Below are 19,384 nucleotides of genomic sequence, written 5' to 3' on the forward strand. Positions count from 1 at the left end.
GGACGCCGACCAATGGACCCCACCTACAACACCCCCTCGGTTGGCCTGAACGCGGCCACGGGGGGCACGCTCATGGGCTGGTCGCATGTGGTGCAGTCCCTGCAGGACATCTTCACGACGCGGTTTGGCGCGCGCGTCATGCGCGAATGGTACGGGTCGTTTGTGCCCACTCTGCTCGGGCGGCAGATCAACAGGTCGGAGGTACCGCTGTTTCTTGCGGCCTTCACCTCGGCGATCGAGCAATGGGAGCCCCGGTTCAAGGTGACGGAGATTGGACTGAAGGATGTCACCCGGGACGGGGTTGTGCGCCTGTCGATCTCTGGCGAGTATCGCCCCCGAGCCCTGCTGGGCGATCCCACCTCCGCCGGTTTGCGCAGCCTGGTCATTGACGCCGACGAGGTCGGTCTCGCGATTGCAGACAAGGGAACGGCATGAGCACCATCAGCACGATCGACCTGTCCTCACTCCCGGCTCCGGGCGTCATCGAGGAGCTGGATTTTGAGGTCATCCTGCGGGCGATGCGCGACGATCTGGTGGCGCGCTTTCCGCCGATTGTGCCGGTGATCGACCTGCAAAGCGAGCCCGCGCGCAAGCTGCTCGAGGTCTGCGCCTATCGCGAACTCTTGCTGCGGCAACGGGTCAATGACGCGGCGCGTGCCAACCTGCTGGCCTTTGCGGGGACCACCGACCTTGATCATCTCGCCAGCTTCTATGGCGTCACCCGCCTGACGGACGAGACCGACACCGCGCTGCGCCTGCGGGTGCAACAGCGGATCCAGGGCTGGTCCAACGCGGGAGGTGCCGCGCATTACCGGTACTGGGCCCTGACGGCGGACGAGCGGATCTCCGACGCGGCGGTCTCCTCCCCAAGCGCGGGCATCGTGCGGATTGCCGTGCTCTCGGCCGAGGGCGACGGGGCGTCGTCCGAGGACCTGCTCACGACTGTGCGGGCAATTGTGCTGCGCGACGACGTGCGCGTGTTGACCGACACGGTCGAGGTGGTCTCGGCCAGCATCGTGCCCGTGGATGTGGCCGCCACGGTCTTTCTCTATCCCGACACCCCCGCTCAGGTGATCGAGCAGCTGCGCGTCGACTTCCCCGCGCGCTTTGCGGCGGCCCGCGGGCTTGGCTGGGATTTGACCAGGTCCTGGATCAACGCGCAACTCCACCCTTCGGGGGTGCAGCGGGTCGAGCTGGCCTTTCCATCTGGTGATACGATCATTACCGAGGAGCAGTGTGCGGCGTTGAGATCGGTCGAGATCACGTTCGGCGGGCGTGACCGATGACAGAGCCACCTGTGGGTCTGGCTGTAGACCCATCTTTACTCCCACCGGGGGCGACCACATTTGAGCGCGCGATGGAGGCCGCGACGGCGCTGGATGCCCGCGCCCCGGCCATCCGGCCCAACGCCCGGGCCAAGCTCGACGGCTTTGATCCGTTTGTGCCCTGGCTGATCTGGGAATACGGCCTGGGAGACATCCTCCCCTATCTGAGTGACCCGCAACGGGCACTGCGGGAGGGTATTCGCTGGCAGCGCTTGCGCGGGACGCCCGAGGCCTTGCGCCTTGCCTTCTCGTGGCGCGATCTGGACGGGGTTCAGGTCTTCCAGGAGGAGCCCGGGCAGCACTTCGCCGCGTTTCAGATCGACACGAATGCAGTGCCACCGCTTGAGGATATCGACGATCTGATCGCGCTCGCGCGCCTGTCGGCACCGGCGCGATCACGACTGGCGCGCATCTTTCACGGCTACGACCTGCGGCGGATCAAGCTGGACGACACGCGGCTCGGTGACGGGCTGCTCAGCGATTACAGCGGCGTGCGTCACACAGACGGGCAGACGCGCCTGTCGTTTGGGCGCGTGTTTCCCGCGACTGTGCCCGCGCCGGAGGTGCCGACACATGCAGGGATCTTCGTCGACCATGTCGGGCGCGCGTTCCTGCCGGGTCGGTTTGTTCTGTCGGACAGCAGGCTCGACGACGACCGGGCGACGCCCAACCCGTTCATCTATCACGCGCACCTGTTCACGCTGGCCAACACGGACGGGGTTCCGGACGTGCCTGCCGACTTCGAGCCTGTGCGCAGGTTCCAGCGGGCGCAGATGGTGCTTTCGGAGGGAATGCGCCTCGGGGATACCAACAGCCGAACACCCCCGGTGGATTGGGTGTTCTACGCGGGGCGCAGGCGGCTCTCCGAGGAGGCTGCGGTCTCCGGCGCTCCGGCAGAGGTGCGGCGCATCCAGCGCACGGAGATGTTCGAGCGACGCTCCGCAGGGTCCGCCCTAGCGCCTGCGACCATGGTCGTTGCGCGCTGGAGCCATGTGCTGCGCACCCACGCCTTCGGCGGCCGGTCACAGGTTTACCGCCTTTCCGAGACTGTTCGCCAGCTCCCGCCGGTCTGGGACGCGCAGCCCGCGCGGGCGCTTGCTGCCAAGAGCTACGAGGTGGCGGTCCGCGTACGCGATGTGCTGCGTGCAGACGCGCGGGTCGCCGACCTAGACCGGTTCACACCGGGTCAAGTGAAGCGCGCTGATGCGCGGGCGGTGGGCGACGGTCTCGCTCTGATGCCAACGTGCCCGGCTCGGGCACTGCTGCCTGGTCTCTACGACCCAACCGCATCACCGACACGGGTCACCGATGTTACCAGCGACGCGGCTTACGCCGGGCAGTTCTGGCTGCCGCTCTACCATGTGAACCAACCCTGGTCCGAGGTGCAGGTGCTCGTCGGGGCCATGCACAAAACCGAAAACACCTAACAGGAGGCCTGAATGGCTATCATGACGCGCTCGGGGCGCGCAGCCCTGGCGGACGCAATCCGCCAGCGCCCGCTCCACCTTGCCTGGGGCACAGGCAACAGCGAATGGGACAGCACCGCCCCGCAAGTGACCCTGACGTTTGGCGCAAACGATGTGCTGCAGCTGCCTCACGCCTACGTCTCAGGCGTGGCGCTTGCCTCTGCGGATGGAACCACAACCTATGCGGCCGGGACAGAGTATACCGTGGACAGCTCGACCGGCCGGATCGCACGGATCGTGACAGGGGGCATCCCCGCCGAGGCGGCTGTCCACGTGGACTATACCATCGACACACCCCCGCCGGACGTCACTCAGACTTCCCTGCTGGGCGAGCTCGGCCGCCGCGCGGTGGACGAAGTGGCATTTGTCGTCGCGGATGATGCAGGCGCCATTGTCGCCCCCACCGGCCGCTTCACGCTGTCGGCCACACCCACCAATCACCTCTTCGTGCGGGTGCGCTTCGAGTTCGGGGATGCCCCCGATGCGGTGATCCGCGAGCAAGGCCTGTTTGTCGGCACCACCACCGATGCCGCCCTGCCGGCGGGGCTGCGGTATTTTGAGCCCGCCGCCATCACCGATCCCGGGATCCTGCTGATCGTGCAGAACACCGTCCCGATCATCCGCCAACCCTCGACCCGCGAGACTTTCGAGTTCGTGGTCACGTTCTGATCAGGAGGCCCACCCGTGGCGCTTGACCGCTATTACAATCTCTACAACTCGGCCTCCGGCTATGCAGAGCTGATGTTCCGCGCCGGCGACGGCCTGCAAAGCCGCGAGCTGAACGAGGTCCAGACCTGGCTCGCGGACCGCCTCGCCAGGATCGGCGACGCCATCTTCAAGGAAGGCGACCTGATCCGCGATGGCGACGTCTCCGTCGATCCCGCCACAGGTGAGGTCAACCTGGCCTCCGGCATCGTCTACCTGCGCGGCGCAGCCCGCCCTGTTGGTGCGGCCACGTTCGTGATCCCGGTTGACCGGACGGTCGCCCTCGGCGTGCGCTTTGTCGAGACCATCGTCACCCAGCTCGAGGACCCAGCCCTGCGCGATCCGGCCCTGGGCACCCGCAACTATCAGGAACCCGGCGCCGCACGTCGCAAGGAGCAGATCCTCTGGGGCTGGGACAGCGGCAATCAGAACGACGGCGGCACCGGGGCCTTCCATGCAATCTATACCGTCACCAATGGCACACTCGACAGCAAGATCCAGCCCCCCGAGCTCGACGCGGTGCTGCAAACCGTGGCGCGCTATGACCGCGAGGCCAATGGCTCCTATGTCGCCAATGGCCTGGAGCTCACCTATCTGACCCGCGACGATGCGGCGGCGGAGTACGTCTTCTCGCTGGCCGAAGGTGTCGGCAATGTCGGCGGGCTCAAGGTGGAGCGCCCGCAATCCACCCGTCTCCGCTGGACCGTCGATCCGGACCTGCGGGCGGTAAATGCCGAGCCGCATGGCTTTGCCGATGGCGGCACCGGCACCGCGGTGATCCCGGTCAATCTCGCCCCCATCGCCGAGGTCACGGACGTCACGATCACGCGCGAGACCCCCGAGACCGTCACCCATGGCGCCTTCACCGGAGCATCGGACCCGCTTGCGAACAGCACGGTGGTTGCGGTCCTCAGCGTGTCGCAAGGCGGCACCGCCTATACGCAAGGGGTGGATTACGTGGTCTCGGCTGGGCGCATCGACTGGTCCCCGGGCGGCGCAGAACCTGCGCCGGGCTCAACCTATTCTGTGACCTATCGCTACATCGATAGCATCCAGCCGGACGCTGTCACGGATGAGACCGTGACCGTCTCGGGCGCTGTCACCGGCACCACGGTGTTCATCGACTATGCCTACAAGCTGCCGCGCGTCGATGCGCTGGTGATGAGCGCGGGTGGTCAGCTCTCGCGGGTGCGCGGCGTGTCGCAGACGCTCAACCCGCAGCCTCCGCAGGTGCCGGGCGGCGTGCTGCCTCTGGCGGAGGTGGCGCTGGATTGGTTTGCCGACCGGGTGCCGCTGGTGCGCAACACCGCGACCCGGGCCGTGCCCTTTGCGGACCTTGCCGCGATGCAACGCCAGATCAGCAGCCTGTTCCAGCTCGTCGCCATCGAACGGCTGCGCAATGACGCCAACATCACCGATCCCACCTCAAAGCTCGGGGTGTTTGTCGACCCGTTCCTCGACGACGACCTGCGCGATCAGGGCATCCCGCAGAGCGCGGCGGTGCTGTGGGGCGAGCTGACCCTGCCGATCACGGCGGCGGTTCAGGAACCGCCAGAGGGAGCTTCGGCGACGTGGACGCTCGCCTATGAGCTGACGCCGGTGCTTGAGCAGCTGGCCAGCACGCGGGCGATGAAAATCAACCCCTACATGAACTTCGAGCCGGTGCCGGCGGCGGTCACCCTGGTGCCGTCGGTGGACAACTGGACCCGTGTCGAGACGCAATGGACCTCCGCCATCACCCGGGCCTTCACCTCGGGCTCGGGGCGCTTGTCCCGCACCTCGGTCTCCACCAGCACCGAGCTTGTGTCCTCCACCTCGCGCGCCGCGCTGGACATCCGCCAGCGCTCCGTTGGCTTCACGCTGCGCGGCATGGACCCGAACGAGGCGCTGCTGCGGGTGGCATTCGACGGGCTCGACGTGACGCCAGACCCTGCACCGGTGGCAGACGCGGCCGGTGTGCTCACCTCCGCCTTCACGATCCCGCCCGGCGTGCCCACCGGGTCCAAGAGCGTGACCTTTCTTGGCGAGGCCGGATCGTTCGGCGAAAGCACGTATACCGCCAACGGGACGATCATCACCAACACCTTCCGCAGTGTCACGACGCGGCGGACGGTGCGCTGGAGCCCGCCGCCACCTCCTCCGCCACCGCGGCCTCCCCGCCGGTGGGACCCGCTGGCGCAGACGCTTGTGCTGGATGTGGACACGGTGGTGGCGGGGCTCGACGTCTGGTTCGACGCGATCGGCCGCGCAGATGCGCCGACGATCGTGCAAATCCGCGAGACCACGGTCGGGTTTCCGAACGACACTGTCGTGACCTCGAGCGAGGTCGACATGGCGACAGTGACGCTGGGTGGTCCAACCCGTGTGGCGTTTGATCCGACCTTGCTGCGGGCGGGGCGCGAATACGCGCTGGTGTTTCTGACCGATGATCCGGACCACGCGCTGCGGGTGGCGGAGCTGGGCAAATATGACGCCGAGACAGAAACCTGGGTAACAGCGCAACCCTACCGGATCGGCGTGCTGCTGTCCTCCTCCAACGCCTCGACCTGGACTCCGCATCAGGAGCGGGACCTGAAGTTCCGGCTGCTGGCGGCACGGTTCACCGAGACGACGCGGGCGGTGGCGCTTGGGGAGATCACGGTCTCGCAGAGCACCGACTTCATCGCGCTGGCGGGTGTGGAGCGCATGTCGTCCGAGACCGATGTGACCTTCGTGCTGCGCGACAGCGGGGGCCAGGTGTTCCGCATGACGGAAGGCGCTGCGCTCAATCTGGCGGCGCGCGTGTCGGACAGGCTGAGCGTGGAGGCGGTGCTCTCGGGCTCGGAGCGGTTCACACCGGTTCTCTTCCCCGGCGTGCAGGTGCTGAACGGCGCGCTGGCCACGGAGGCAGAGTATGTCAGCCGGGCGATCCCGGCGGCGGCGTCCTTCGACGTTTCGGTCTATCTCGACACGCTGATCCCGCCCGGGGCTGGCGTGGCGGTATTTGCCGAGACGGATGCGGGGTGGTCGCAGCTGACGCTGGAGAGCGGGCAGCCGATCGAGAATGGGGCCGAGGAGCGGCACTATGTCGGCGCAGGACTTTCCGGTGTCGGGGCCGCCAACGTGACCCGCATCAAGATCGCGCTGTCGGGCACCCCGGCGGCGCGGCCCTTTGCCAGCGCCCTGCGCGCCATCCTCAAGTGAGGCGGTGACCCATGAGCAATGCGGCAACCACACAAGGCGTGACCCGGGACGAGCGCACCTCCGGGCGGGGCTACCCGCTCCCCCATCCTGACAACACGATGCAGGCGGACATCGAGCGGCTGCGCACCACGCTGGTCGCAGCTGACGCGGACGTCACGGCTCAGATCGCCGAGACCCGGCGGCGCTGGGTGCACGACTTCATAGGACTGAAACTGTGACGGCGCGGACGTGGATACCTGCGTACCCCGCCATCCCCTTGAACGACACGCAGCACCGCCCAAGCGCAACATCGGACATTTGATACGACACTCAAGAGGACCCCATGACGGACATCCTGCTGCGGGGCGCGCTGAGCGCCCTCAAGACCAAGATCGAGGCGCTGGCGTCCTCGGAGACGGCAACGGCCGAAGACCTCGCGATGCTGGGCACGGCCCTTGAGCGCATCGCGGGCAAGACCACCGCCATCGAAGTGGAGATGCTCGGCGAGGAACAGCGCGCTGCGGTCTCTGTTGAGGTCGCGACGTCTCGGGACAACGCCTTGCAGGCCATCGCGGATGCGCTGGCAGCGGCGGATGCGGCGATGGCCAACCACTTCAGCAGCATCAACGCGGCGGGGACGGCAGCCTTGCCACCGATCGCGGAGGCGCAAGGTGCTGCGCTTGTGGCGATCGTAACCGAGCGGGACGCGGTTCTGGCAGCGGTCGCCGAAACCACCGAGGGCGCTGTGGCCGAGGTCACCGAGACGGCGCTGGCAGCGGTGGCGACCGCCTCCGGCCTGACCGCCACCTCCTTCTTCTTCAATCAACTCTGAGGACCAGGCCCATGAGCATCCTTGCAAACCAGATGAGTGCCGCGGACACGGCGGTGGAGGTCCTGACCATCCCCACCGGGCGGCGGACCACCTTCAACATCAACGCGGTCAACACCGGCTCGGAAGTGTCCACCGTGACACTTTATGCGGCCTCGCGTGATGCTGTGCGTGTGACTTCGATTGCCTTGACCGACGGTGGTACAAATTATGTCGCCATCCCGGACGTGACACTCGAGGGCGGTGGCGGCACCGGGGCCACGGCCACAGCCCGCATGACGGCAGACAGCATCACCCTCACCGACGCGGGCACCGGCTACGCCGTTGGCGACGCACTTTCGGTGGCCGTGGAAGATCAGACGGCAGCGGTGATCACTGTCACCGACGTGGACGGCGCGGGCGCCATTCAGGCGGCTGAGCTGACCTCCGGGGGAGATTACGGAGTTCTCCCAGAGAGCCCTGCACCGGTGAGCAGCGGGTCAGGCTCTGGCGCGACCTTCGTGCTGACCTTTGCCGTGCTGAGCCTGACTCTGACCAACCCGGGCACAGGCTTTTCGGAACCCCCAACGGTGTCGTTCAGCTCGGGCACAGCCACCGGCGAGACTGGGATCGATATCGTGCTCGAGCCCAAACACACTTTCGAGCACGCCGTCGCGCTGAACCCGGGCGGCATCCTCTACCGCACCGCGCTGATCCTCGGACCGGGCGACCGGCTCTACGCGCAGGCCGACACCGACACGGTCGCCCTGACCGCTTGGGGCGTCTCAGCGCTGATCTAACCTGAACATGAAAGGAAGCAAAAATGCGCACGGTCTTTAACCCGGCGAACATGACGGCGGGCGGTGGCGGTGGCCCCCGCAACCAGATCAAGATCTTCAACGCAGCCGGAAGCTACGGTTGGAAAATCCCCGAGACCATCGACCCCGAGGTGCCGCTGATTGTGCGCGTCTGGGGGGCCGGGGGTGCATGCGGTGTCAATAGCGGCGGGACCGGCAATGGATATGGCGGTGGCGGCGGTGGCCTTGCACTGTCGGAAGTTCCCGTAGCCGAGCTGACCATCGGGGGGACCATCACCGTGACTGTTGGGGCTGGGTCCCAAGGATATAACGGCGTCGGCGGCACCTCGTCCTTCGGAGCGTTGCTCTCCGCAACGGGCGGCAATAGCGGTTCTCGGAGCAGTGGCTCCGGGGGCAACGGTGTTGGTGGTGACATCAACCGGCGTGGCGGCAATGGAGGAACGGGCTCTTACAGCTCGTCGAGCGGTGCTGGAGGCGGTGGTGGCGCGGCCCCACATCCTGATGGTGACAGGAACGGTCATCCTGGCGGGGCTGGCACAACCTATACCGGCGGCAGCGGTGCCTCCATCTCATTCCCCGGCACACGTCCTTACACATCGAACATCAGCGCCGGTGGAGCTGGAACGGCAGGGCTGGGCATGAGCGCCGCTCAGAGCAGCACCTATTACTCCTATGGCGGCCAAGGCGGCGCAGGCTTGCTCGGCAGTGGCGGACGCGGCGCAGGCGCCAACAGTTATTCCAACAATTCCATCGATGTGTCTGCAGCCGAAAGCGGCGGCGGCTTTGCCATCTTTGATCCCAACCTGATCCTGCTCGGCGGCGGAGGTGGCGGCGGCAATGCCGCAACGAAGCAATCCTCTGAAATGGCGGGCACCAATGCCGGGAATGGCGGACCCGGTGCCGGGGGCGGCAGCGCGATGTCCTACAGCTCTTCTGCCAGCCATGCCTACATGGTCGCCGGAAACGGCGGCATTCTCGGCGGTGGCGGCGGCGCTGGCCAGTATTCCGCAGGCGGTCACGGCGGCAACGCAGGTGGTGGTGGTGGGTCTGGCTATCAGTTTGGTACCGGGACCGGCCACGGCTTTGGCGGCGACGGGCTGATCATCCTTCAATACGCGCTGATCCTGTAAAGGGGAGTTTCATGAGCAAGTTTGCAAAAGTCGTGAACGACACCGTCATCGAGGTGCTGGACACCCTGAAGGGCCGCATCCACCCCGCGCTGCACGGAGACTATGTGCAGGTGTCGGACGCGGTCGAACCGGGCTTTGTCAAAACCGGTCGCAAGTTCGAGGCCGCAGCCCCTGTTGCAGCCGCAGCACCCCCGCCGCCCGAGCCCGTCACGGTGGTCTCGCGCCTCGACTTCCTGCGCCGCTTCACCCGAGCCGAGCGCATCGCGCTGCGTGCCGCCGAGGCTACAGACCCGGTGGTCGCCGACTTCCTGCTGATGCTGACCCTCGCGGAGGACGTGGACCTGACCAGCGCGGATGTCACCGAAGGGCTCGCCTATCTCGAAGCCAATGGCTTTGTCACCGCAGAGCGCAACACTGCCATTCGCAGCGGCTGATCCGCAGCGCGACAAACTTGAAGAGGTTCTCACGCGGTTTGTCGCGCGGCACTGATCCGTCTGCGGACCTCTGAGTGTCGATTTTTGTGTGTCGGTTTTTCGACGGCGTGTCGGTTCTTCGACACGCAGAAGCAGCCAAGCCTATCTGCAAACCCCATTCCAACCTTCCATGGCGCCTGTCCGGTTCCATAAATGCAAAGGACATCCCCCATGTCTGACCCTACCTTTGGCCTGTCGATCCAGCGGATCGACAATGAGCCTCGGCCGCCTGTCGCCAGCGACATGTCCGTCGTCGGTATCATCGGCACCGCGGCTGACGCGGACGCCTCAGCATTCCCGCTGAACACGCCCGTGTTTCTCTATTCCGACGACGCCACCAAGCTCACCGCCCTCGGCGCGGCAGGCACCCTGCGCGATGCGATTATGCTTGTGAACGCCCAGCTTGGGGCCTTTCAGGCGGCCGCCAAGATTATCGTGGTGCGTGTCGCCGACGGCGAGGGAGCGAGCGCCATCGACGAAACCCTCGCCAACATCGTCGGTGACGGTGTCACCACCGGCCTCAGCGCGTTCCTGAACGCACCTGCTGAGCTGGGCGTCACGCCCCGCCTGATCTGTGCCCCGGGCTTTACCAGCCAGCGCATGGGGGGTGATGCAAACCCCGTCTGCGCGGCGCTGCCCCCGATCTGCGAAAAGCTGCTGGCTCATGCGGTGGTCGATGGCCCCGCCACCACTATGCAGGACGCGCTCGACTGGCGTGAGACGATCTCGCATTATCGCCTGATCCCGGTGGACCCTGCGGTGCGCGTGCTGGACGGCGGCGTGACCGTGGTCCAGCCGCTCTCCCCGGCGGTCATTGGTGTAGGCGTACGGCGGGATCACGCCTTCGAGGGCCGGCCTTTCCACAGCTGGGCCAACCAGCCGGTGCAGGGCATCGTCGGACCCTCGCGCCCGATTGCCTTCTCGCTCACCGATGGCGCCACCGAGGGCCAGAGCCTGCTCGCGGCCAATATCGGCATCCTGCTGCGCGGCGAGATGGGCGTCGAGAGCGCCATCGGTCAGGGCGGCTTCATCTTTGTCGGCACCGACAACGCGGGCGAAGATGACCTCTGGCGGTTCTACAACGTCACCCGCGGGCGCGATTACATCCACCTGATGCTGCTGCGCACGCTGCGGTTCTACCTCGGCCGCTTCAACATCACCGGCCAGACCATCCAGGCCGTTCTGAACACGATGGAAACGGCGCTGCGCAACCTCAAGGCCGATGGCGACATTCTGGGCTTCGAGGTCAAGTTCCTACCCGCACAGAACAGCCCAGAAGAGCTGCGCCAGGGCCGCTTCACCGTCACTTTCGCGGCAGAGGAAGCCCCGGTCCTGCGCTACCTCGGCATCCAGTCCGCCCGCTATCGCCCGGCGCTCGACACCATGCTCGACGAGCTGCTGGCACAGGTCGGCACCATCTCCGGCTGACCCGGCAGTCAGCAAGCAGACGTCCAAATGTAGAATATATGCCTCATGCGGGCAGCAAATCCCTACTGCCGTGGTGATGATACCACCGCCTTCAAGCATCCCACCCTGACAGGCTGACCCGGCACACCTCTGGCGACGAGACTGCCCCGCCCGGATGATCGCTCCCCCAACACAAAGGACAGGCTCAGATGAGCACGATATACCTGATGGAGGCCGCAAACCTCTTTTGCGGCGATGACGACCCCACCGCCTCCAAGCACCTCACCCTGACCGAGTTGCAGCTGCCCAACCTGCAGGAAGCCTATCAGGACCACCAGCCGGGCGGCTCGCGCGTCCAGATCGAGGTGGCGGTCGGCATCCAGAAGCTCGAGGCCAGCTTCAAGCTGGCAGGCTGGGACCCGGACCTGCTGGCCCAGTTCGGCCTTGGCGCCAGCGCGCGCAAGAAGTTCACAGCCTACGGCGTGATCCGCAACAAGCGCAGCGGTGCTGCCATCGAGGCCAAGGCGGTGCTTGAAGGTCGCCTCGGTGCCGCCAGCCCCGAAGCGTTCCAGCGCGGCGAGATGCAGGGCTTTGACTACACGATCTCGGAGATCCTGCATTACGAGCTGCACTTCGAAGGCACGGAGACCTATTACTGGGACTTCTTCACATCGGATTGGCGCGTCAACGGCGTGTCGCAAAACGCGGATGAGCGCGCGATCCTGCGCATCCCCGGCGGCCTGTGATGACCCCGATGACCCCAGAGGTCACGCCCTTGGGCCCGGGGCAATAAGCCAAACAAACTCAAAGACCGTAACCAACATGTGATGCGTGGTGTCAGCACTGCGCCACACCTGCACACCCAGACCACAAGGTGACCCATGACATCCCCCAAGACCAAAACGCTTCGCCTGCACTACCCCGTCACCGTCGAGGACCGCGAGATCTCCGAGGTCACGATCACCCGCCCCAAGGTCAAGGACCTCAAGGCGATGGACGCCGCACTGGACGGCATCAAAGACAAGCTCGATCAGGGCATTGTCATGGCCGCCACCCTGACGGGATTGCCGCCCGAGGTGATCGAGGAGCTCGATGCCGAGGACTTCACCAAGCTCTCGGAGGAGGTCGCCGGTTTTTTCCCCCAGGCCAAGGCGCACGGGACTGGCGCTCCGTCATTGCCGAAACCGCCCATTGGCTGAACACCCCCATCACCGCCTTCGAGCACATGGACTGGTCCGAGGTCGTGCTCTGGCACAACGAAGCCCGGCGTCTGGCCGGCGCACAGCGCAGGTAAGCCATGTCGGTTCTGACGTCGCAGCTGATCATTTCCCTGATCGACCGGGTGACCGAACCCGCCCGGCGGGCCGCAGGCTCCCTGGCCGGGATCACGCACCGGATACGAGAGGCAAATGGCCAGCGCCTCGGTCTGTCGGACCGGCTTGATCTGGCGCTCTCGCGCAATGCAGATGCACTGGACAGGGCCCGCCTGGGGGTGATCGACGTCGCGGGCAGCTACGCCACGCTGCACGCGGCCATCGCAGGTCCGATCCAGACCGCGGCAGAGTTCGAGGCGGCCATGGCCAGCGTGGCAAAGGTTGTCGACTTTCCGACACCCGAAGCCTTTGAGGCGTTTCAAAACGAGCTGTTCCGGCTCTCACGGGAGATCCCGTTTGCCGTCAATGGGCTGGCGGAGATCGCAGCCGCCGCGGGCCAAGCCGGCATCGCAGGAGCGGACCTGACGCGGTTTACGGCTGCGGCCGCCAAGATCGGCGTCGCCTTCGATATCAGCTCCGAGCAATCCGGCACCGCGATGGCCAACATGATGACAGCACTCGGTCTTTCCGTCGACGAGGCCATCCTGCTCGCGGACGCGATGAACCACCTGTCCAACAGCCAGGCCTCAAGTGCTGCAGACATTCTCAGCGTGGTGCAGAGCGTGAGCGCGCAGGCCACCATGTTCGGCTTTACCGCCGAGCAGACCGCCGCCTTTGCCTCGGCGATGCTGGCTGCAGGCGCGCAGTCCGATGTGGCCGCCACCTCCTTCCGGAACATGGGGGCGGCCCTGACGCGCGGAGCATCCGCCACCGGGTCGCAACGGGACGCGCTGCAGGCGCTCGGCCTTGATGCCGAGCAGGTCGCCCGGTCCATGCAGGAGAACGCCGTCGAGACGACAACGGATGTCCTGCGCCGGATTGCGCAGCTGCCCGCGGAACAGCAGGCGGCCATCTCCACGGACCTTTTTGGCAGCGAGGCCCGGGCGCTTGGCCCGCTGTTGACAAACCTTGATCTGATCGAGGGCACCTTGGCGATGGTGGGGGACCAATCCCAGTATGCGGGCTCGGCCTTTGCGGAGTTCGCCGCACAGAACGACACGTTCAATTCCCACCTTCAGCGGTTCTTGAGCCTGCTGGACGAGTTCAAAATCCGCATCGGCAACGCGCTTATCCCGGCCCTCGTCCGCCTCGGACAGGCGATTGCGCCGATCATCGTTGCGGCCTCCGAGTTTGCTGCCAGCTATCCGGAAGTGACCACGGCGATTGTCGGATCGATTGCGGGGTTCATCGCGCTCAAGGGCGCCCTCGCTGGCCTGACCTTTGTCGGGCTGCTGGGCCGGGGCGGCGCTCTGAACCTGCTGGCTGCAGGCTTCCGCAGCCTGTTCCTGGTTGCACGCGCCGGACCCCTTCTTGCGGTTGGCGCGGCCCTGTCGTTCCTGAGCAACAATTGGGAGGGCGTCAAAGCGGGCATCGATGCGTTCAAGACGTCCTTCTCGGAGGCCATGAGCGCGGCCAGCCCTGCCATCGAGAGGTTCAACGACCTCGTGGGCGACGCTCTATCGTGGTTCAATCGGCTGACGGGGCCGATCGATCCCGATCTTTGGCTGCGCTGGGGGTCGGCTGCAGGGACTGCGACGGCCGGTGCGGTGGCGGGTCTTGCGAGAGCTGCATCTGGCCTGCGCGACTTCCTGTCCAATCTGGTTGTTGATCCGCAGGCGGCGCTGGCGCAGGCGCGCAGCGCGGGCAGGCAAATCGTCGACAGTTTGGTGAATGGGCTGTCGGAAGCCTGGTCACGTGTCACATCTTGGAGTGCGGGTCTGGACCTGGACCTCCGGGGTTTGGCGGCTGATGCGGGCACGTCTGTCGGCGCGTTATCAGCGGATTTGGCGCATGCGGCCATTGCGGCGCTCCGGTCCGGTTGGGCATCGATCACGTCTTATGCGGGTGATCTGGATTGGGGCCGCGTTGGTGCTGCTGTGGCCAGCGGCATGCTTGCGGTTTTGAGCGGCCTTGGGGAACTGGTGATCAGTTCGATTGGTGGCGCGTGGGCGGCGGTCTCGACGTTCGCGAGCGGCCTCGACATTGACTGGTCGCAGGTCGCGGCGAACATCGTGCTTGGGGTGCCGCAGGTTGCTTACGGCCTTGGCGCGGCCTTGGTGCAGGCGATGGCCGGTGCGTATGGGGCTGTCCATGACTGGGCCTCGACCGTGACGGTGGATTGGGGCGCGGTGGGCGAGACGATTGGCGCCGGTGTCGGTCGCTTGATCGGTGTGGTGGGCGGGCTTCTTTACGAGACCTTCACCGAGATCTGGACAGGTGTTGCGGCCTGGCTTGCCAGCGATGGTCCGGGTGTGGATTGGGGCCGTGTGGCAAGCTCTATCGTCGACGCAGTTTTTGACGGCATCGGTGCTGCCTGGCATGCCTATTCCGACGTCGTCATGGGGCTGCTGCGCGGTCTCTTTGGGGAAATCCCGCCAGAGGTGCTCGAGGCAGGCGCCACCCTGATCCAGCGGCTCAAGGACGGGGCGGTGCAGGCATTTGATGACTTTCTGGCCTGGGTCACGGGGATCCCGGGGCGCATCCTCTCGGCCATCGGCAGGATCGACCTGTCCAGCCTGATCGACTTTGGCGAGCCCCCAGGCTGGCTCAAGTGGTTGATCGGAGAGGACGAGGGAAATGTGCAAACCCAGGCCGTCCCGGCGCCGCCCTCTCAAGGCGCGCTCGGCGCGCTGGATGATAACCGTCGTGCCGCTGCCGAAGCCCTGATGGCCGCGCGGTCGGCGGGTGACGTGCCGACGCAGCAATATCTTGATGATCTCTCCACCTACGCAGGTCAGCTCCAAGAGGAGATGGCTGGAGTGCAGGCGCAGATCGCACAGATCGATCAAAATGGCCCGATGGGGCCAACGCTGGCGGCACCGCTGCAACGGGACCTGTCGCTGCTGCAGGAGGATCTTGCGGCCGTAGAAGCAGACCTGACCGAAGGCCGATCCCGTGCAGCCGAGATCACCAATGCTCTGCGCGTCTTGGGCGACACCAGCGCGACCCCTGAGGTCAGCACAGCATCGATCGATGCAGCACTGGCCCGTGCGCGTGCCCTATCGTTGGAGCTTGGCGGGCTCAATCGCCCCGGCACGACACCGGGTGCAGCCCTGCCTGCAGCCCCGGCTGCCGCGGTGCCAGAACTGGACGGCCAGCGCGCCAAGGGGGGCCCGATCAGCCGGGGTGGGACCTATCTCGTGGGCGAAGATGGCCCCGAGCTGATCACGGCCAGTCGAAACGGCTATGTGCATCCGACCGGCGAGGAGCCGATGGCTCCGACTGCATCATCTGCTTCGGCAGCATCCAGCCCTGCGTCGATCACTGTGACGGTCGGCGACATCGTGATCTCGCCCACCATCAGCACCACCGAGCGGATCGATCCCGCCCTGCTCTCGCGGGAGATCGGGCGGCAGATGCGCGACGAGGTGCGCGAGGCCTTCCGCGGTGTGTTTGCCGACACAGGCATGAGGTTTGCGTGATGCTGATGATGCTGGGACCGCTGCGCTTCGAAGTCGTGCCGTTCAATGCGGGCAGCTATGACCACGGCCACGCCGCCGGCTTTGCCGAAAAGCCGGTGCTGGGCGCTCGCCCCCCGCTCGAGTTCGTGGGCGAGGGTCCGGAGACCTGGACGATCAAGGCCAGGCTCTTTCCCGAGACATTCGGCGGGCTGTCGGAGCTGGACATGCTCTACACCCTCCGGGCCTCCGGCGCGCCGCACTACATGATGCGCGGTGACGGCGCCGTCATGGGCTGGGTGGTGATCCGCACCGTGACGGAGCGCTCCAGCCATCTGGGCGCAGGCGGGGTCGGCCGCGTGATCGACGTCGATATCGAGGTTGCGCGCAGCGCGCCGCCCGCTGCCACCACCTTCTTCGCGCGCCTGGCGCGGGTCTTTCTGCCGGAGCTGACATGACAGACATCACCGAACGCATCACCGTAGAGGGTGATGGCCTCACAATCTCCCTGATCGTCTGGCGGCGCTTCCACCGCGCCATGCCAGGTCTCGTCGAGCGGATTTACGAGATGAACCCCGGGCTTGCCGCGCATGGCGCAATCCTGCCCCTAGGCACGTCGGTCCTGCTGCCGGTCCCGGCCCCCGACCCGTCGCCCGATCCGGCGCAGGTCCTCGCGCCGATCCGGCTCTGGTAACAGCGGAGGGGGACATGCGCGCAGCGTTCAACGTCACGGTCGCCGGGACAAACATCACGACAGCGCTGCTCCCGGTGCTGCTGAGCCTGCGGGTCGCGGACAAGGTCGGCACCCACACCGACAGTGCCGATCTCGAGATCGATGACACCTCTGGCCAGATCGTCCTGCCCCGCAAGGGGGCGAAGGTCGCCATCAGCCTCGGCTGGCAGGGCCAAGGCCTGCGCGAGGTGTTTCGCGGCACGGTGGACGAGGTGAAGTCCTCGGGGAGCCGCGGTGCGGGTCGCCGCCTGCGGATCAGTGCGAAAGGCATGGACACCACCGGTCCCGCAAAGGAGGGCCAGCAGCGCCACTGGGACGAGGCCACGGTCGAGACGATCCTGCGCGATGCCGCCCGTTTTGCCGAGGTGGCGAATGTGCAGATTGATCCCGCGCTGCGGACCCTGTCCCGCAGCTACTTCGAGATGCGCGACGAGAGCTTCGCCGCCATGGGTGAGCGATTGGCGCGCGAGATCGGGGCCAACTTCCGCATCGTCGACGACACGGTCATTCTCTCCCGGCGCAACGCTGATTACACCGCGGCCGTCCGCGCAGCATGGGGTGACAACCTGCACAGCTGGGACATTGCCCCGCAGCTCGGGCGGCCGCAGTTCAGCGGCGTCCGGGCGCGCTGGTATGATGTCGAGAAGACCGGCTGGCAGGTGGTCGAGCGCGCCACAGGGCTGGATGTCCGCGCGGTCCATTCCGGGCGCCTGTCGCTGGCGGGGCCAACCGAGGCCATCCAGCAGACCGACAGCGATGCGGCCACGGCCGAGCGCGACGCGGGCGAAGGCTCTGTCGTGATCGAGGGCAATACCGCCGCCATCCCCGATGGACTGTGCATCGTCTCGGGCACCCGGCCGGGTGTTGACGGGGCGTACCGGATCGAGGCCGTAACCCATACGCTCAGCCGCGCAGGTGGCTTTGTCACCGCACTTGACCTCAAGCAGCCTCGTGGCGGCGCGGGGGCTGACCCGCGCGAAGCCACAACCCCGACGGTTGCGAGGGCCGAGGCCGCGCCAAGCACCCCACCCATAGTCGACCCGGATGTCTCCGGGCCGCAGTAACAGGACAGGACAGCACATGGCGCAGGATTGGGTCGCAGGGATCCCCACACTGGTTTACTTCATCATCGGCATGGGCGGTGTCGCAGGCGCCATGCTCGCCATCATCAAGCTCTGGCACACCATCCGGCCCCGGCCGGACACCACCGAGCGCGACATCGAGACGATCCGCGACGACGTGCACGACATTCGCGCCCGTGTCGCCACCTTGGAGATCGAGATCGCCAAGATCGACCAGCCCTCCATCGCAAAGCGCTTTGACGGCCTCGAGGGCAAGATCGACCGGCTCTACGAGTTCCTCCTCGACCGTTTCTCAGACGGAGCACCCGACCGCAGGCGGTGACGGTGAGGCTCACGCTCAAAGACCAACGCATCACATCACACAGCCGTCCTTCGGGGCGGCTTTTTTTATCGGAGACCGAAATGACCCCCTACGAGATTGCCAAAACCTATATCGGGACCACCGAAGGCTCCGGACCGCAGAACAATCCGGTGATCGTGCAGATGTACGCCACCGTGGGTCATGATTGGGTCGAGCATGACAGCGTGGCCTGGTGCGCCGCCTTTGTCGGCCATTGCGTCGAACGCGCCGGCCTGCGCTCGACCCGCAAGCTCAACGCCCGGTCCTATCTGGGTTGGGGCGTGCCGATCGATCTGGCCGACGCGCAGGAAGGCGACATCGCGATCTTTACCCGTGGCGACCCGAGCGGCTGGCAGGGCCATGTCGGCTTCTTCGTGCGCAAGACCGCCGCCTCGATCGAGGTGCTCGGCGGCAATCAGGCCGATGCGGTCAACATCAAGCGCTATTCAAAAACCCGGCTCCTCGGTATCCGTCGGGCAGGCAGCGTCGCTCCTGCGGTGACCTTGTCGGTGCGCGACGTCCAGCAGCGGTTGCGCGCCCTCGGCTATCATGAGGTCGGGACTGCCGATGGCATCCTGGGGCCGCGCACACGAGGTGCAATTCTGGCCTTTCGGCAAGACAACGCACTCACACTGGCCCCGATTATCGACACTGCTCTGATCGACGCTCTGGACACCGCCCCGCCGCGCGAGATTGCGGCCGAGCGGGCCTCCGGCATGCCGCGCAACAGCCGGATTGTCACTGCCGCCAATACCCAGATCGGGCTGGGCACTCTCGGCGCGCTTGGAACGCTGAGCAGTCAGATCGCGCCTGCCTTGGCGGAGGCCGAAGGCGCGCAAGGGCTGGCGCATCGTTTGATTATCCTTCTGGGGCTGGACGGATGGCTCCCCGCGCTCTTGCCCTGGATCGGGGCAGCTGTCTTTCTTGCGGTGGTCTACGCCGCCTGGCGCGCCCGGGCCGCACGTATCGAAGACCACCGCTCGGGGAAAACGCCATGATTGGTGCGGTCCTCACCGCAGCGGTGGTGAGGGTCGGTCGCACGCTGGCGCGCGTGGCCACCCTCGCCGCGGGCATCGCAGTTCTCGTCTAGGTGGCCTTGCGCCGCGGCCGTCGCGACGCTCAGGCCATAGAGGCCCTCCGTCGCGCCAACGCCCGCATCACCGC

Annotated in this window: 19 protein-coding genes; all 19 read left to right on the forward strand. The window is 66.2% G+C overall.

Going from position 1 to position 19,384, the window contains the following annotated elements; translation table 11 throughout:
- Nucleotides 1-12: 12 nt before the first annotated feature.
- Nucleotides 13-435 carry a GPW/gp25 family protein gene (locus ACK3EW_RS06485; RefSeq protein WP_493807966.1) on the forward strand — a complete coding sequence of 141 codons (423 nt, stop codon included), beginning with the start codon at nt 13-15 and terminating at the stop codon, nt 433-435.
- Entirely contained in the window at nt 432-1,286 is an 855-nt protein-coding gene (locus ACK3EW_RS06490; RefSeq protein WP_493808938.1) for a baseplate assembly protein, read from the forward strand. Before ACK3EW_RS06485 ends, ACK3EW_RS06490 begins: the two co-directional genes overlap by 4 nt.
- Complete coding sequence (locus ACK3EW_RS06495; RefSeq protein WP_493808939.1) at nt 1,283-2,752, forward strand: phage tail protein; 1,470 nt, start codon at nt 1,283-1,285, stop codon at nt 2,750-2,752. Before ACK3EW_RS06490 ends, ACK3EW_RS06495 begins: the two co-directional genes overlap by 4 nt.
- 12 nt (nt 2,753-2,764) lie before the next feature.
- Complete coding sequence (locus tag ACK3EW_RS06500) at nt 2,765-3,460, forward strand: BW3TFN family phage tail fiber component (RefSeq protein WP_493808940.1); 696 nt, start codon at nt 2,765-2,767, stop codon at nt 3,458-3,460.
- Nucleotides 3,461-3,475: 15 nt separating this feature from the next.
- On the forward strand, nt 3,476-6,679 hold the full coding sequence (locus tag ACK3EW_RS06505) for a DUF4815 domain-containing protein (RefSeq protein WP_493808941.1): 3,204 nt from the start codon (nt 3,476-3,478) through the stop codon (nt 6,677-6,679).
- An 11-nt stretch (nt 6,680-6,690) separates the two neighbouring features.
- Nucleotides 6,691-6,897, forward strand: coding sequence for a hypothetical protein (locus ACK3EW_RS06510; protein ID WP_493808942.1), 207 nt, complete (start codon nt 6,691-6,693; stop codon nt 6,895-6,897).
- A 104-nt stretch (nt 6,898-7,001) separates the two neighbouring features.
- Entirely contained in the window at nt 7,002-7,490 is a 489-nt protein-coding gene (locus ACK3EW_RS06515; RefSeq protein WP_292270881.1) for a hypothetical protein, read from the forward strand.
- An 11-nt stretch (nt 7,491-7,501) separates the two neighbouring features.
- Entirely contained in the window at nt 7,502-8,266 is a 765-nt protein-coding gene (locus tag ACK3EW_RS06520; protein ID WP_493808943.1) for a hypothetical protein, read from the forward strand.
- A 23-nt stretch (nt 8,267-8,289) separates the two neighbouring features.
- Nucleotides 8,290-9,414, forward strand: coding sequence for a hypothetical protein (locus ACK3EW_RS06525; RefSeq protein ID WP_493808944.1), 1,125 nt, complete (start codon nt 8,290-8,292; stop codon nt 9,412-9,414).
- 11 nt (nt 9,415-9,425) lie between these two features.
- Nucleotides 9,426-9,848: a hypothetical protein gene (locus ACK3EW_RS06530; protein WP_493808945.1), complete on the forward strand. Its 423-nt coding sequence runs from the start codon at nt 9,426-9,428 to the stop codon at nt 9,846-9,848.
- A 210-nt stretch (nt 9,849-10,058) separates the two neighbouring features.
- Nucleotides 10,059-11,315: a phage tail sheath family protein gene (locus tag ACK3EW_RS06535; protein ID WP_493808946.1), complete on the forward strand. Its 1,257-nt coding sequence runs from the start codon at nt 10,059-10,061 to the stop codon at nt 11,313-11,315.
- Between the two features lie 188 nt (nt 11,316-11,503).
- A complete protein-coding gene (locus ACK3EW_RS06540; protein ID WP_493807700.1) occupies nt 11,504-12,040 on the forward strand; it encodes a phage major tail tube protein in 537 nt (178 codons plus the stop codon).
- A gap of 135 nt (nt 12,041-12,175) precedes the next feature.
- Nucleotides 12,176-12,493 carry a phage tail assembly protein gene (locus ACK3EW_RS06545; RefSeq protein ID WP_493808947.1) on the forward strand — a complete coding sequence of 106 codons (318 nt, stop codon included), beginning with the start codon at nt 12,176-12,178 and terminating at the stop codon, nt 12,491-12,493.
- Nucleotides 12,494-12,591: 98 nt separating this feature from the next.
- Nucleotides 12,592-16,089 carry a phage tail tape measure protein gene (locus tag ACK3EW_RS06550; RefSeq protein WP_493808948.1) on the forward strand — a complete coding sequence of 1,166 codons (3,498 nt, stop codon included), beginning with the start codon at nt 12,592-12,594 and terminating at the stop codon, nt 16,087-16,089.
- The gene (locus ACK3EW_RS06555) at nt 16,089-16,523 is read left to right on the forward strand and encodes a phage tail protein (RefSeq protein ID WP_493808949.1); all 435 of its coding nucleotides are present in this window, start codon (nt 16,089-16,091) and stop codon (nt 16,521-16,523) included. Before ACK3EW_RS06550 ends, ACK3EW_RS06555 begins: the two co-directional genes overlap by 1 nt.
- Complete coding sequence (locus ACK3EW_RS06560) at nt 16,520-16,759, forward strand: tail protein X (protein ID WP_493808950.1); 240 nt, start codon at nt 16,520-16,522, stop codon at nt 16,757-16,759. Before ACK3EW_RS06555 ends, ACK3EW_RS06560 begins: the two co-directional genes overlap by 4 nt.
- Nucleotides 16,760-16,773: 14 nt before the next feature.
- A complete protein-coding gene (locus tag ACK3EW_RS06565) occupies nt 16,774-17,862 on the forward strand; it encodes a phage late control D family protein (RefSeq protein WP_493808951.1) in 1,089 nt (362 codons plus the stop codon).
- Between the two features lie 16 nt (nt 17,863-17,878).
- A complete protein-coding gene (locus ACK3EW_RS06570; RefSeq protein ID WP_493808952.1) occupies nt 17,879-18,202 on the forward strand; it encodes a hypothetical protein in 324 nt (107 codons plus the stop codon).
- 80 nt (nt 18,203-18,282) lie between these two features.
- The gene (locus ACK3EW_RS06575; RefSeq protein ID WP_493808953.1) at nt 18,283-19,218 is read left to right on the forward strand and encodes a C40 family peptidase; all 936 of its coding nucleotides are present in this window, start codon (nt 18,283-18,285) and stop codon (nt 19,216-19,218) included.
- The last annotated feature ends 166 nt before the right edge of the window (nt 19,219-19,384 follow it).

It is taken from the genome of Marivita sp. NO-S04 (assembly GCF_059070475.1).